This is a genomic window from Rhodococcus sp. Leaf233 (assembly GCF_001426165.1).
GTDB classification, from domain to species: Bacteria; Actinomycetota; Actinomycetes; order Mycobacteriales; family Mycobacteriaceae; genus Rhodococcoides; species Rhodococcoides fascians.
Genome location: NZ_LMRO01000006.1, coordinates 1 through 14,030, shown reverse-complemented (window position 1 = coordinate 14,030; position 14,030 = coordinate 1). Strand labels below are relative to the sequence as shown.

Here is a 14,030-nt window from a genome sequence, read left to right as displayed (position 1 = left end):
GGGTTCGGCGTACACAGCGACACTGGCCAGCCCGGCATCAGCGGCCGCCCGGATCACCCGAACCGCGATCTCACCACGATTGGCAACAAGAACCTTGGTGATCTGAGCACTGGCATGGCTGGGCACTGAGCCTCCTACAGATGTGTTTTTCGCATCCATCGTCACGAACGTCACGTCGGAGTCTAAGCACCGACTCGGTCGTCGCTGCAATCGGTCCAGGCCGCTGCGGCGCGTCCAGGGCGACAGGATGGGACTACTGGCTGGTAGCGATCCGCCCGGTATCGGAGTGCCCGGGATCGGGATGCTGGGACGTTGCGGCAGAGAAGGAGGCGGTACCGGTGTCGGCCACCTCGGTCAGCAGGGCGCGAAAGGTGCCTATGTATTCGTGTACCCGGGCAGTTGCGAGCTCGGTGTTGGGATAGCGAGCCGCGATGTTGATTCCCTGAGGTGTGCGGTTGATCCAGATGTACACGTCGTGTTGGTACTGCTTGCTGCGCAGCGCACGCGCGTTCCAATCGGGCCAGTGCTCTGCTGCCGGCGCGAACCGCACATCCATGAACGAGACGACGAAACGTGGTCTGGCCGAGTAGCCGAGGGTGGTGAACACCCGATCGAGCGGAACCCGCGCAATCGGCTTGGTCTTCTTCACCTCGGCCGATGCTGCGGCCACGACCGAGCCGAACGACTCCGCGCCGGCGATGTCGAACGAGATGGGACACAGTCCGACGAACCACCCCAGTGCCGACGCCCACTGCGGCTCGTCCCGGGTATGTACCGGGGTGACAGTCCGAAATTGGGTGCCCCCGCCCAGCTCGGCGCCGGTGATGGCCAGGACCCCCAGTAATCCGGCGAACAGACTGTTCCCGGTCTTTCGGCACGCGACCGAGAACGAATCGGCTTGCTCGGGGTCGAGCACCCAAGCAGAGAGCCCACCCTGAGGTACGTCGTCCGGGCTGGCATCACCGATGTCGAGCGGGAAGTCGGGCAGCTGGCCTTCCCCGTCGATCAGCAGATCGCGCCAGATCGCGACGGCCTCGTGCGAATGTTCCAACTCGGCGTTTCGCTCGCGTTCGGAGGACCCGAAGTCGAGATAGCTGCCGGCCTCGAACAGGGCGGCCGGTGCCCCGCCCAGCTCCTCGCCGTATAGGGCCGCGATCTCGTGGGCGACCAGGACAGTGGACAAGCCGTCGATGATCGAGTGATCTGCTGCGAAGAAGACGGTGATCGGCCGCGTCTCGTCCAGTGGTTCGAGAGTGACGAACGCGTAGGCGGGCCACATCAGGGGCGAGGTGAACTCGTCGAAGAGATACTGAAGATGCTCGAAGACTTCACTCGATTGCGCACACCGTTCCTGCTCGACCTGCCAGATGTCTACGGCTCCCTGCGCGGCGGTCACCCGGGTCATCTCACCGGTGGCCTCGTCGATCGATGCGCTCGACCGCATGGCTTCGTGTCTGTCGATCCAGTTCAGCACCGCCCGCCGGAAAGCGTGCTTGTCCAGGGGACCGGCAATCTCGAACGCCGCGCCGAGCCACGACTCGCGTCCGCGGCGAGGGCTGCTCAGGCTGGTACGCAGGTGCGCCTCGTGGACGTAGGACGTCGGGCGAGGGTCGGGCTGCCACCCGGCGGCTTCGGGAGTGTGGGCGTGTGGGCCGACACTGGGAATCCATTCGGTGAGCGTGCCCGCGGGAACCGCGTAGTCCGCCAACTCGGTGAACTCCATATCGGCAGCAACCAGCCTTCGTCAGACGCATTCGGGGGATTGTTCGGACAGCGGGCGACGATGCCCACTACCGAAGTCTACCGACGGCGGCGTGTATCGATCAAGACGAAGGCCGGGCGCTGTCGACCACGAGGTCAGCGCAGGTGCCTCTTGATACGTGCGAGCATCGCCGACATCCCTCGGAGACGCAGGGGGCTCACCGCATCGCTCAATCCGAGAGCCGAGTAGAAATCGTCCGGAACGTCGAGGATTTCCTGCGCGCTGAGACCGTCGAGCCCCTGCGCCAGGATCGAGGCGAACCCGCGAGTCGTCGGAGCCTCCGGCGGCGCGCTGAAGTACAGCTCGATCCGGGCGGGATCGGATGCATCGACCGACAGGAACAACGGCGACTGACATTCGGGGACCGGCTCCATCGCATCCTGGGCCAGGTGATCCGGCAACGGGGGTAGTTCCCGGCTGAATTCGAGCAGGAGCTGCAGTTTGTCCTGGCCCTCGACTGCGGCGAAATCCTCGACGATCTCGGCCAACGATTCTGGAAGGGAACTCATCGAGCGGCCGGTGCCGATCCGGGCTCCTCGCCCCGGGCGATCGGAACGCGCACAGCATTGCCCCACTCGGTCCACGAGCCGTCGTAGTTGCGGACGGACTCGTACCCGAGCAGATGCGTCAGCACGAACCAGGTATGGCTCGACCGCTCGCCGATGCGGCAGTACGCGATGACCTCGTCGGTTGCCGAGGTCTCGGAGTAGATCTCGTCCAGTTCTGCGCGTGAGCGGAATCGCCCGTCCGGTGCTGCTGCCTTGGCCCACGGGATGCTGACGGCAGTGGGGATGTGGCCGCCGCGCAGCGCACCTTCCTCCGGGTAGTCGGGCATGTGGGTGCGTTCGCCGGTGTACTCCGCGGGGGAGCGTACGTCGATCAGAGGCACGGAGCCGAGAGCTCCGAGCACGTCCGAGGCGAATGCGCGGATCGGTGCATCGTTCCGCTCGACGACGGGGTAGTCGGTCGCCGGAAACTCGGGGACATCGAGAGTGGTGTCGCGGTTCTCGGACAACCAGGCATCACGTCCGCCGTCGAGCAGCCGCACGTCCTGGTGTCCGAACAGGGTGAACACCCACAGTGCGTAGGCGGCCCACCAGTTGCTCTTGTCGCCGTACACGACGATTGTGTCGTCACGCGAAATACCCTTGCGGCTCATCAGTTTCGAGAACTGTTCGCCGTCGATGTAGTCGCGCGTGACCGGGTCGTTCAGGTCGAGGTGCCAGTCGATCTTGACCGCGCCGGGAATGTGGCCGACGTCGTAGAGCAACACGTCCTCGTCGGATTCGACGACGCGGAGCCCGGGCGTACCGAGATGAGCGGACAGCCATTCGGTGGATACGAGACGATCCGGATGCGCGTAGTCGGCGAACATTGCGTTGGAATCGGTTGGTACAGGCACGTATCGGCTCCTACGGAAGATATTCGGCTGGCGGCCCGCTCGGGGGTGAACGGTCTCCGTCGACAATCCTATGCCGTACCGCCACCGAGTGGCGGGAGCCGCAGGCACAGAGCGCTGCGTCGGTACTGTCTCAGCGTGTCAGGGCCGTTGTGGCGGCCTGGTCGGTCGCCTCGGCCAGCAGCGCGACCAGCGCGCCGCTGAACGCAGTCATGACCGAGTGCGCGAGGACGGTGTCGGGAAAACGTGCCCGCAGAGCCAGACCCGAGGCTGTCCGCGACACCCAGAACTGCGCGTCGTCGGACACCGTCGCGTTGCTGACGTGGTGTGCGTTGGATTCTTCGAGTCGGCGGTGGCCCTCGATTCTGGTGTAGTCGATGTACGACACCATGAACACGTCGTTTCGCGAGAGGGTGAACGTGTCTCCGAGGGATGCCAACACCTGGGGGATGGGCACCGTGCTCAGCGGTAGCGCAGCACGAAACTCCCGTTGGGCCGCGGCGATCGTGTCGACGAGCACGTCGCCGACGTCCACGGTCATCGGGGCGTTGGTGGTGAACCAGCCCAGTGCCCGCCGGAACCGATCCTCGTGACGGGTGTGCAATGGGAACAGGAACGGTATCTGCCGCGGTCCGCCGATGGCGGCGCAGGCCTGACCGATCGCAGCCACGACCCCGGCGAACATCCCGCCGCCCGACCGAGTGCACAGGCGCTCGAACTCGGCAGTGCGGTCGGCATCGAGGATCGGCGCGACAAGGGTTGCCTGCGTGGCAGTCTCACCGTCCGCAAGTCCCAGGTCGAACGGAAAACTCGGCGTCGTACCACCGCACCGTACAAGGAATTCCGACCACCGCACCATGCGCTCGTCATGGCGATCCACTGCCGGCTCGGTTGCTTCGATTCGGCAGTAGTCGACGAATCCTCCCACCGGACTCAGCTCGATGTTCGGACTCGACGGGCAGCGCCGGTACGCGTCGTACCAGGCGCGAACCTCGTCCACGGTCACTGCGATCGACAGCGCGTCGACGTTCGAGTGGTCGAATGCGCAGACCACCGTCGAGACGTCCGGCCGGTCGATCGCGACGCACGTGTACGACGGGAACCGTCGTGCGTCGCAACGTAACTCGAGTATTCGGCGGAGATGCTCACGTAGCTCGGTCGGGCAATCGAATTCGGTCCGGTTCGACGCCGCGATCTCGACCGAACCGGGGCGATGGAGCATCCTGTCCAGGCCGTCGGTCGCCTGGACGAACGAGCTGCGCAGAGTGTCGTGTCGGTCGATCAGTCGAGTGAACGCCCACGCGAGAGCGTCGACATCGATGCGGCCGGGCACGTCGAACGTGCCCGCGATCCATACTCGCCGAGCCTCGCCCAGATCGCCCAGATGAAACCGTTGATTGAACGACGGTGGAATCGGGGACCGTTGTGCATCCCCGGTGACGTCGGCAGTGAATTCGACGACGACACCGGCCGCGGGATGGTACTCAGTGATCGAGGTGACCCGCACCGACCCGCTCCTGAACCGAACCGGGCGTCAGTACGTAATCGCCTGTGCGCGCGATCTTTTCCAGTACCGATGCCAGGTGTGCGTGGTACCGCTCGACCGATTCGGCAGCGACGGCCGTGTCGGGGGTCTGCGCCACCAGATACAGATGCTCACCGTCGCGGTTGATCCACATCGACGCGTTGGAGGTCGCGCCCTCGCCGGTGAAATGCTTGGCACGAGTGTCCGCATCTCGCCCGACACCGGGGAACCAGCGAAAGTCGATGTACGAGAGCATGTTCGGGCTCACGGCGAGTTCGCTTCCGAGCGTGCCGTCTGCGGCGAGAGCGCCGAGTACCGCATGGACCGGTGCTTCGGCGATCTGCTTGGCCCGCTCGAAACCCTCGTGCGCCGGGCCGGCGACGTCGGAGAAACGCTCGTGACCGGCGATGTCGAACGCGACCGGCGCGAAGTTGACGAACCAACCCTGGGATTGTCCGTAGTCACCGTGGTGGCGAGTGCTCAGCACCGTGATTCCGAAGTACTCCGCGTTCCCCGCGAGCTCGAAGTCGGTGATGCCGACGGCGGCGAAGATTCCACTGCTCATCCGTGCGCCGGCGGCCTTGCACGCGGCATCGAACGCTGCCGTCAGTTCTCGGTCCAACAGGTGGCGTTCGACGATTCGGACCGGGGCGCGTTTGCCGGGTGCAAGCCCCAGATCGAGGGGGAACCGAGGCATACGGCCCTCGTGCCTGGTGAAGATGTCACGCCACGCGGCGATCTCGGGGGAGTCTGCACCGAACGTCGCAGCGCGGGCGCGCTCGTCGGCGGCGTACTCGAGGTGACTTCCCGCCGAAGCCGGTTGCGGAACATCCGCCCCGATCTCGATCGCGTACAGATCGGCCAGTTCGCTGATGACCAGAGCCTGTGAACCACCATCGGTGAACGCGTGATCGGCACCGTAGTACAACGTGAAGCTGCCCGGCCTCGATACCACTCCGACGACGAACCCCGGCCAGATGTCGGCGGTGGCCTCGGTCGAGAAGCGCTGCCGCACATAGTGTTGGAACTGCTCGTCGTCGGATGTCTCACCTGCGTCGACGGTATCGAAACGAGCAACTTCCGGGCCGCCGAGGTGTCGAACCACGTCGGTGCCGTCCACATCGAACCAGCACCGCAGACCCTCGTGCCGCAGCACGTACGCAGTCAGCGCACGGCTCATCGCCTCGGTGTCGATGTCGCCGTCGATCTCGGTGGCCACCCCGGTGTACGCCGTGTGCACGTCGCCACGTGCGCGAGCTGCCCACGCTGCCTTCAGGTGGTCTTCCTGAAGAAACGACGGTGGAGTCGAATCGATCGGTGCCGCAGCGGCGCTCGCCTGTGCGGCCGCGGTGGGATGCCACTCGAGCAGTCGGCCGGGCGCGGGGTTCCAGCGGCCCATTGCGGTGATGATCATGTTCGCTTCACTCTTCCGGTCGGGGCGCAGTGGACGGAACGTACCGGCTGCCTACGCCGCCGTCTCCGTCCTCTGCGCATCCACTTCTCCTGCGTCCACGCCTATTCTGCGTCCACGCTCATTCTGCGGCGACGACGACCGACGGCGGGGCCGCCGCGAGCACCGTATCGCTACCGCCGTCGGAGTCGATGACCGCCGTCAGAACCGCGACGAACTCGGTGATGAACCGATGGACATTGGTCGACGCGACATCCGAACTGGGGAAGCGGGCCGAGATGTTGAGCCCTTCGAGCGTGCGATTGACCCAGAAGTAGACCTCGTCGTCGGCGTGGCAGTTGCTCCTGAGCGCCCGCCCCTTGCGCCCCTGCCACTGGGCGGCGTCGGGCAGGAACCGCAGGTCGATGTACGAGACCACGAACCGGGGAATTTCGGTGGAGTCGAGGATCTTGGCGATCTTCGAGTACGGCATACGGGCCAGGCCCTTGTTCGCAGCGCCCGCGGTAGCCGCGGCCTCGAGTGCCTCGACGAAGGTGCAGGCGTTGTCGAGCTGGATCTCCATCGGAAGAATGCCGACGTACCACCCCACCGACGCGGCCCACTTCTGCTCATCGCGGGTGTGCATCGGCATCACCGTGCGCAGAGACCGACTGCCGGACAGGCGAGCATTCGTCAATGCGAGCGCCGCAAGAATTCCGGCCTGCATGTTGTATCCGGCAGCGCGGCACGCTGCATTGAAGCCGTCCGACTGTTCGGAGGTCAGAAGCCACGACGAGATGCTGCTCTGGGGCGCAGGGCCGGTGTCGGCGCGGGGCCGGTCGCCCGCCAACGGAAGCGGGAAAGCCGGGAAGCGGCCGTCCTCGACAGCGAGGAAGTCCTGCCACGTTCGCACGGCACCGTGATCCGCCGTCAGGGTGTCGCCGAGTGCCCGTTCGGACTGACTGAAGTCGACGTAACTACCCACCTCGGGCAATTCCGGGTCGATGCCGTCGAGGGCCTGCGCGTACAGCCGGTCGATCTCGTTGATCGCATAGATCTGGCTGTATGCGTCCATGACCGAATGATCGGCCGCGAAGGCGAGCAGGAACGATTCCTCGGGCCCACCGGCGAGAGTGCGGGACGCGTCGTCGGGTTCGATGGTGGCGAGAACGAAATGCGGCCATGCCGTCGGAGACACGGTGTCGCCGAACCACGACTGCAGATGGCCGAACACCTGAGTTTCCGATCGCGACTCCGCGTGTGGGCGATCTGTCACCTGCACGGCGTCGACCGGTGCGGTGAAGCGCTGCCACGAACCGGACTGGTCGTCACGACGAACCTTGGTTCGGAACGCCTCGTGCCGACCCATGTACGCGGCGATGGTGCGGCGTACGGCCTCGACGTCGTAGCGACGATGGATCTCGAATACCGTGCCGATCCAGGAGCCCGGCGCGCTGCGCTCGCAATGGTCCTCGTGCGTGAACGACAGCCCGCGGGAATCGAGAGCCCACTGATCGTCGTCGACGCGGGGAACCCACTCGGTCAAGCGTCCGGCGGGAAGTGGATAGTCGGCGAGTTCGGTGTATTCCATGGTGTCCTCTTCCGTTCCGGGCTCGGCCAGCGGTATTCGGCAGTAGTGGTGTCTATCGGCATTCGATTACGGTCGAGTGGTGGATGTAACGGCGGAAGTCGTCGGTCCGGCTCGCTTTTATCGGGTGCACTCGCAATGCTTTCGACATTGAAAGAACAACTATTCGACGGACCGTGGAGTCGCCGTCCGGTCGACGTGAGTACGGCACTCACAATAGGGCGAAAGCGAAACTATTTCGCGACGCGTAAAAGTAATTCTTGTCACTGTCGAGGGGGTTGACCGACGGGTGGAACATCGGTCGGAAAACTGATTCTCGCACACATCTGCATTGCGATTCCAGCGTAACCGCACGTCAGGGCCCGATGATTCGAGAGAGCCGATCCGGGTGACGGGCTCGGAACCCAGACCTCGGGCCGGACCGGCACCCCGAGACCGGAGTCACATTCGCGCGTCCGCTCGGTGGAATGGCACCTATTGCAAACATTGAATGAATCGCCCGACGAGAAACAGCACCACCTCCCGTTTCTTTCGATGTAGTAGGTTCGGCGCGTGACTCGAATTGGATTTGCCGATCACCTTTTCTTGCGAATGCACCATGGCATCGGATTTCCCGTCTACAACCAGTTCCTGTGGTGGTTCGACGACGTCGTGCAGCGAGAAGACCTGGAAAGACTGCGTGACAACCTGTCCGACGGTCTGCTTGCGCGCAGGGTGGTGGCATCGGCAATTCCGACGGCCCGAGATCGGTGGGTGCCGTCGGCCGCCTCTCATTCACTGGATTTTCATCCAGAATTCACAGACCCGTCGATGGTGCGGCAATGGGCGGACGGCCGGATCGATCCCGATATCAATCCCGAGACCGGATTGGGTTGGCAACTCGCGGCGACGAGACTGAGCGACGGCGGCATGGTGCTGTCGTTGGTCGCCTCGCACATGGTCGCCGACGGTGGCGCCTTGATCGCTGCATTCCGTGAGGCGAACTCCGACTCCGTCGCGTCCCGTGTCTCCTCCGCCCCGGGCGGCCTCGAGGCCCTCGCTTCCGACTTCGGTGACGCCGTCGAGCAAATTCGGTCTGCGGGTGGATGGCTGGTGAACGCGGCGGTGCAGGCTCTGCCTCTGTCCGGACGCTCCGAGCCTGCCGGTGCCACCCAGTCGAGGCCGAAACCACACCGGGCAGCTCCCGAGCGAGCGGCTGCGGCGGACTGGACATCCCCGCACGTGGTTGCCGAGGTGGACGCCGATGCATGGCGATCGACTGCGGAACGCTGGGGAGGAACATCCAATTCGCTGTTCGTGGCGGTCCTGACTGCTGCGTCCGGACTCGCCGGCCGTGCTTCGGTGGGAGACACGGTGCAGTGGTCCTTGCCCGTCAGTGATCGCGGCGACGCATCCGACACACGGTCCAACGCCACCAAGATCGTCAAGATCGACGTGCCGATCGCCGACCCGACCGATCTGGACCTCCGCCCGATCCGCGCCGCCAGTAAATCGGCGTTCACGGCTTTCGCCGCTGCTCAGGCCGCCGGTGCCGCTCCGGGCGGCCTGTCCCAGGCACTGGTTCAAATGCTGCCCGACGCGGTGGTCGCACGAGTGCCGCAGCCCCGCGACGGTGCCGAAGGGCTGGCGTCGAACCTCGGTTCTCTTCCCGACGACTTCACGACGGTGGCGGGGATCGCTGCCCGGGCGGTGTCCGGTCGAGCGACGTTCGCCGGAGCCGACGCCGACTTCGCTCGTTCGCTCGACGGCGGTCTGACCGCATGGTCGAGCGAGACCGGCACCAGTGTGACCGTGACCGTCCACGCCATGGACCCCGACCGATGCCCGGACGAGCACATACTGCGTGAACACCTGACCGAGGCGCTTCGGAGATGGGGACTCTCGGCACGCTTCTGGTGAGCGGGTCAGCGGTCGCGCGCTGCTGCTTCGGTGATGTCGGCGGCAGCGGCCGTCGCCGTTCGAGCAGGCGTCATCGTATCGGCAAGCGCTCGCGCGGCCAGCCGGGCGTCTTCGGTCATGAGGTTGGAAATGCCCTGCTGTAGAACGGATTCGGTCAAGGTCGAGAACTTCGTGCTCGACCCGGCTCCTACGCGCCGCAGCGCGGATCCCCAGAACGGTTGGTCGGCGCTGAACCAGCACACCAGGGTCGGCAGCCCGGCTCGTGCCGAGGCTGCAGTCGTCCCTGCGCCGCCGTGATGAACCGCGGCCAGGCAGCGCGGAAAGACCGTGGCGTGATCGACCGATTTCACGACGAAGACGTTCGGGTTCGATCGATGGACGGCTGAATCGGACTCCAGCAGATCGCTCCAGCCCGCGCAGACCAGGGCGCGCACGCCCAATCGATCGGTGACGTTGTCGATCATGCGCATCAGTGCAGCCGGTTCGGGCACCGGCATGCTGCCGAAGCCGAAATACACTGGCGCAGTCCCTGCGTCGAGCCATCGGCGCAACGCGGGATCCGTCTCGGTGACTCCGTCGACCAGGCCGATGAAGCCGACGAACGGGCGTAGCGGGCCCCACTGTCGGGCAAGCCCGGGGAACAGCGCCGATTCGTAGGCCTGAATCTCGATACCGCCGTAGCGCGCCGACCTCACGGGCGTCGACTCCGTGGTGGGAGGCAAACCCAGTGATGCCCTCTGCGCGTTGTCGCGCTTCTTCATCGACTTCCAGCGCAGTGCCTCGAGGGCCGCCCACATCGACCGATTGACGACGGCAGGTAGGTTCACGCCCGGTGTGATCGACACTGCATCGTTGCGCCTGAGGGGGCAGTAGTGCAGGGACACGAACGCTGTGCCGTGCGCTTCGGCCACGTTCAGAGCCATCTCCTGACCGAGCGAGCCGGTGACGATTCCGTCGCACCCTGCCGCCATTCGGTTCAGCTCGGACGTCATGTCGTCCCAGCCGTGATGAGCCAGCTCGGACAGCGCAGCAAAGCGGGTCCGCGGGTTTCGAGACTTGATACGCACTCTGACCAGATCGGACTCCAACAGCTGCTGCGTGTCGGGCCCGAACGGTTGAACCTCGATACGTTCGGAGGATGCCGTGGCAGCCGACACGACATCGGTGAGATTGGGTGGGGCACCGAACAGCACGTCGTGCCCGCGATCTGCGAGTTCGAGCCCGAGAGCGATACCGGGGGTCACGTCGCCTCGGCTTCCGTTGAACGGCATCACGAACTTCACAGGCGCACTCGCAGACGTGTCGGCGTGGGGAAGAGCCCCAACCTATCAGCACCGTCCGAACCGAGCCGATACGAAAACATATGGCGGGAAACACATTTGCGGCCGTTCCACCTACGTGGGCGGGCAGGGATAGTCTCTCGTGGTGGAGAGATTGACGTACGACGACGACCTGTTCCTGCGCATGGAGTGCGTACTCGGAGTGCCCGTGGTCAATCAGATCGTGTGGCGGTTCGACTCGGCCGTCCCGCTCGACGCACTCGAATCCATGTGGCAGTTGCTTGCTACCGGCCCGTTGGATCGCTCCGTACGACGCTCGGCGGTGCCCGGTGCCCGCGATGGCTGGATCACGGCCCGCACGCCCGCCGCCCCGGTCGTCATCGGACACGCGATCGCCCGGGACGGCATCGATCTGTGGATCGAGAACGAGGCAGCGGTGACGCTGGACCCCATCGACGGACCTGCGTGGCGTTTGTCGGCGACCTCGGTCGACGGCGGCGGCACAGTGGTCTCTCTCGTCGGATCGCACGTGGTCGGTGACGGCGGTGCCCTGACCTCTGCGGCGGCAGCAGCTCTCGCCGGTCGGGCGACCCCGGACGACTTCGTTCGCGGCGGGCTCGACCACGTTCCCCCGCGGTCGTCGGTACGTGCCGACATCGCGGACGGCGTCGGACAGATCGGTGCGGCATTGTCCGGGGTGGCGCGAGCGCTCGGACGTACGGCAGTGGACGCGGTACGTTCGCGAACCTCGTCCGACGAGGTAGCCGCGGGCTCCACGGCACCCGGCCCGACGCCGAGCCGTGCTCGGGCCGTCACCGCGGCGCGAGAAGGCAAGTGGGTACCGAGCACGGTGGTCGTCGACTGCGCATCGGGGGACTGGGCCGCGGCCGCAGCGAGCAGGGGCGGGAGCTCGAACAGTCTGCTGGTCGCGGTGGTGCTCGGCATTCTCACCGCGAGTGGACGCGTCGGTCCGCAGGACCGGGTACGGGTGGCCCTTCCTGTCAGCACCCGAACACCCGGAGACAGTCGCGCCAACGCGACGTCCGGGGTGTCCATTCACGTCGACGGGGGACAGGGCTACCGCGACGATCTGACGGCCATCCGCGCATCGAGCAAGCAGGCGTTCACCGACCAGGCCGACAGTACGGTGACATCGGTGTTCGAGCTGCTCAAACCACTGATGCAGGTGTTGCCCGACGTCGTCGTCGCCAAGCTGGCGGCATCGGGCTCGGCACCTCTGTGTCTGTGCTCGAACCTAGGCGATCGCGGCGCGCGACTGCGCACCATCGGAGGCGTCGACGCCGCGGCAGTGGCGATGCGGTCGATCACTCAGAACACCGATGTCGCGTTGCTCCGTCGCACCGCCGGCGGGGTCAGTGCCTGGTGGAACGACTCGGGTGACCGCGCGACGCTGTGCGTCACCGGTCTCGACCCGGACGCGTTCCCCAGCAAGGAGCACCTGCGTGGGCTGGTCGAGGCCGAGTACACGAACTGGGGCCTGACTCCCGAATTCTGGTGACCTCGAGACAAATCACAACGTCGGGCGTACGCGGATTTTCGGCGGGATCCCCGGTACGGCTATGCTTTTGCGACTGTTCGAGTGTTCGAGCGCATGTGAGAAAGGGGAGCGATCCATGGCAGTGGTCGTGTTGTTCGGGTCCGAGACCGGTACGGCCGAGGAGGTCGCCGACAAGATCGCGGACGTGCTCGGTGATCACGATGCCGAGGTGCGAGACATGCTCGAGTACGAGGTCTCCGACATCGACACGGACGACTTCCACGTCGTCATCTGCTCCACCTACGGCGACGGAGAGCTCCCCACCGGCGCGGAGCCGTTCTACGAGGCACTCGTCGAGGATGCCCCCGACCTCGCAGGACTGCAGTTCGCAGTCTTCGGTCTGGGAGACAAGGTATACGAGGACACCTTCAACCGCGGCGGCGAGATCATCGCCGAAAAGCTCACCGAGCTCGGTGCGAAGCAGGTCGGCACCCACGCTCGGCACGACAGCTCGTCGAACATCAAGCCCAAGGCAATGGCCGAGGACTGGGCTCGCGAGCTGATCGATCTGTTGCCCTGAGGTAGGTCTCGCCGGTCAGATCCCGATCGGGTCGTCCGGCGAGCCGTCCCAGAGGGCGGCAAGCGACGTACCCACCCGCTCGAGAAGAGTACGAACCAGCGGCAGGCCGATGCCGATCACCGACGAGGGATCACCCTCGATGCTGTCGACGAACCAGCCGCCGAGACCGTCGAGCGTGAATGCTCCCGCGACCCGCAGCGGTTCGCCGGACGCCAGATACGCGTCGAGATCGACTGCAGACGGGGTTGCGAAACGAATCGTCGTCGAGCTGTGCGCTGCAGCCTGCGCCACCACGACTCCGGCGGTCACTCGCAGAACGGCATGACCGGTCAACAGCGCCCCGGTCGACCCGGCCATGGTCCGCCAACGCTCACGGGCCACCTCGACGGTGTGCGGTTTACCGTGCAGCTCACCGGCAATCGACAGCATCGAATCACACCCGACGATCACCAGATCCGCCGAAGAATCCGAGAACGTCTCGGCGACTGCGGCGGCCTTGGCCCGCGCAAGTTCGGTGACCACGGTGGCGGCGGACGCGGACGGCCCCAATTCGGCCGTCACCGCGTCCTCGTCGACTCCCGACACCCGGACGATCGGCTCCACGCCGGCACTACGAAGAACCCCGAGGCGAGCAGGTGACGCCGACGCCAGAACGAGTCGTACAGAATCGGCCCGGGTCGTCACGGGCGGCACCGTCACCGCGAGTATCGGCCCGACGCGGCGTACGAATACGCCGACTGCGCCGCGAAGCCGCGATGCATCGACGACGGTGCACCCCACAATTCCCGAGGCCGAGAATCCGCGCTCGATGCCGAATCGTTCTGCGCCGCAGTCAACACCGCCACCAGAGCCGCCACGTCCTCGTCGTCCGGATTGCCCTTGACGACCCGAATTGCCGCGGACATGCCTGAATCGGCAACGGCCTGACCGTCGTTCACGTCGTCATGCTTCGCTTCATCGCTCACTGAGTCATGATTCGTGTCGCTCACTGCGTCATGATTCGCTTCGCCGCTCATAGTGGGATGTTTCCGTGTTTCTTCGGGGGCAGGGTCACTTGTTTGCGTTCGAGCAGCCGCAACGCGGTCACGATCTGACCGCGGGTGTGACTG

Annotated in this window: 13 protein-coding genes; 3 read left to right on the top strand and 10 right to left on the bottom strand. The window is 65.5% G+C overall.

Going from position 1 to position 14,030, the window contains the following annotated elements; translation table 11 throughout:
* The 7 genes from ASH04_RS26095 to ASH04_RS07810 form a co-directional block, all read right to left on the bottom strand.
* The coding region (locus ASH04_RS26095) for a biotin carboxylase N-terminal domain-containing protein (RefSeq protein WP_141214847.1) at positions 1–126 on the bottom strand (126 nt) is incomplete at its 3' end.
* 127 nt (positions 127–253) lie between these two features.
* Complete coding sequence (locus ASH04_RS07835) at positions 254–1,723, bottom strand: condensation domain-containing protein (RefSeq protein WP_057473225.1); 1,470 nt, start codon at positions 1,721–1,723, stop codon at positions 254–256.
* Between the two features lie 134 nt (positions 1,724–1,857).
* On the bottom strand, positions 1,858–2,271 hold the full coding sequence (locus ASH04_RS07830) for a SufE family protein (RefSeq protein ID WP_027496472.1): 414 nt from the start codon (positions 2,269–2,271) through the stop codon (positions 1,858–1,860).
* Positions 2,268–3,137 (bottom strand): sulfurtransferase, encoded by an 870-nt coding sequence (locus ASH04_RS07825; protein ID WP_205913258.1) that lies wholly within the window; start codon positions 3,135–3,137, stop codon positions 2,268–2,270. The genes ASH04_RS07830 and ASH04_RS07825 overlap by 4 nt, the downstream gene beginning before the upstream one ends.
* A gap of 157 nt (positions 3,138–3,294) precedes the next feature.
* Positions 3,295–4,668 (bottom strand): condensation domain-containing protein, encoded by a 1,374-nt coding sequence (locus ASH04_RS07820; protein ID WP_057473224.1) that lies wholly within the window; start codon positions 4,666–4,668, stop codon positions 3,295–3,297.
* Positions 4,646–6,100, bottom strand: a complete 1,455-nt coding sequence (locus ASH04_RS07815) for a condensation domain-containing protein (RefSeq protein ID WP_057473223.1) — start codon at positions 6,098–6,100, stop codon at positions 4,646–4,648. Before ASH04_RS07815 ends, ASH04_RS07820 begins: the two co-directional genes overlap by 23 nt.
* A gap of 118 nt (positions 6,101–6,218) precedes the next feature.
* Positions 6,219–7,667 carry a condensation domain-containing protein gene (locus tag ASH04_RS07810; RefSeq protein ID WP_057473222.1) on the bottom strand — a complete coding sequence of 483 codons (1,449 nt, stop codon included), beginning with the start codon at positions 7,665–7,667 and terminating at the stop codon, positions 6,219–6,221.
* 549 nt (positions 7,668–8,216) lie between these two features.
* On the opposite strand from ASH04_RS07810, the gene ASH04_RS07805 reads away from it, so the two are divergent.
* The gene (locus ASH04_RS07805) at positions 8,217–9,563 is read left to right on the top strand and encodes a hypothetical protein (protein ID WP_057473221.1); all 1,347 of its coding nucleotides are present in this window, start codon (positions 8,217–8,219) and stop codon (positions 9,561–9,563) included.
* Positions 9,564–9,568: 5 nt separating this feature from the next.
* On the opposite strand, the gene ASH04_RS07800 is transcribed toward ASH04_RS07805, so the two are convergent.
* Positions 9,569–10,846, bottom strand: coding sequence for a glycosyltransferase (locus tag ASH04_RS07800; RefSeq protein ID WP_057473220.1), 1,278 nt, complete (start codon positions 10,844–10,846; stop codon positions 9,569–9,571).
* 142 nt (positions 10,847–10,988) lie between these two features.
* On the opposite strand from ASH04_RS07800, the gene ASH04_RS07795 reads away from it, so the two are divergent.
* Together ASH04_RS07795 and ASH04_RS07790 are read left to right on the top strand one after the other, a co-directional pair.
* Positions 10,989–12,362 carry a hypothetical protein gene (locus tag ASH04_RS07795; RefSeq protein ID WP_057473227.1) on the top strand — a complete coding sequence of 458 codons (1,374 nt, stop codon included), beginning with the start codon at positions 10,989–10,991 and terminating at the stop codon, positions 12,360–12,362.
* A 115-nt stretch (positions 12,363–12,477) separates the two neighbouring features.
* Positions 12,478–12,921 (top strand): flavodoxin domain-containing protein, encoded by a 444-nt coding sequence (locus ASH04_RS07790; RefSeq protein WP_027496480.1) that lies wholly within the window; start codon positions 12,478–12,480, stop codon positions 12,919–12,921.
* A 15-nt stretch (positions 12,922–12,936) separates the two neighbouring features.
* On the opposite strand, the gene ASH04_RS07785 is transcribed toward ASH04_RS07790, so the two are convergent.
* Together ASH04_RS07785 and ASH04_RS07780 are read right to left on the bottom strand one after the other, a co-directional pair.
* Entirely contained in the window at positions 12,937–13,605 is a 669-nt protein-coding gene (locus ASH04_RS07785; protein ID WP_057473226.1) for a Maf family protein, read from the bottom strand.
* An 11-nt stretch (positions 13,606–13,616) separates the two neighbouring features.
* On the bottom strand, positions 13,617–13,886 hold the full coding sequence (locus ASH04_RS07780; RefSeq protein ID WP_167325510.1) for an acyl-CoA carboxylase epsilon subunit: 270 nt from the start codon (positions 13,884–13,886) through the stop codon (positions 13,617–13,619).
* Positions 13,887–14,030 lie beyond the last annotated feature (144 nt).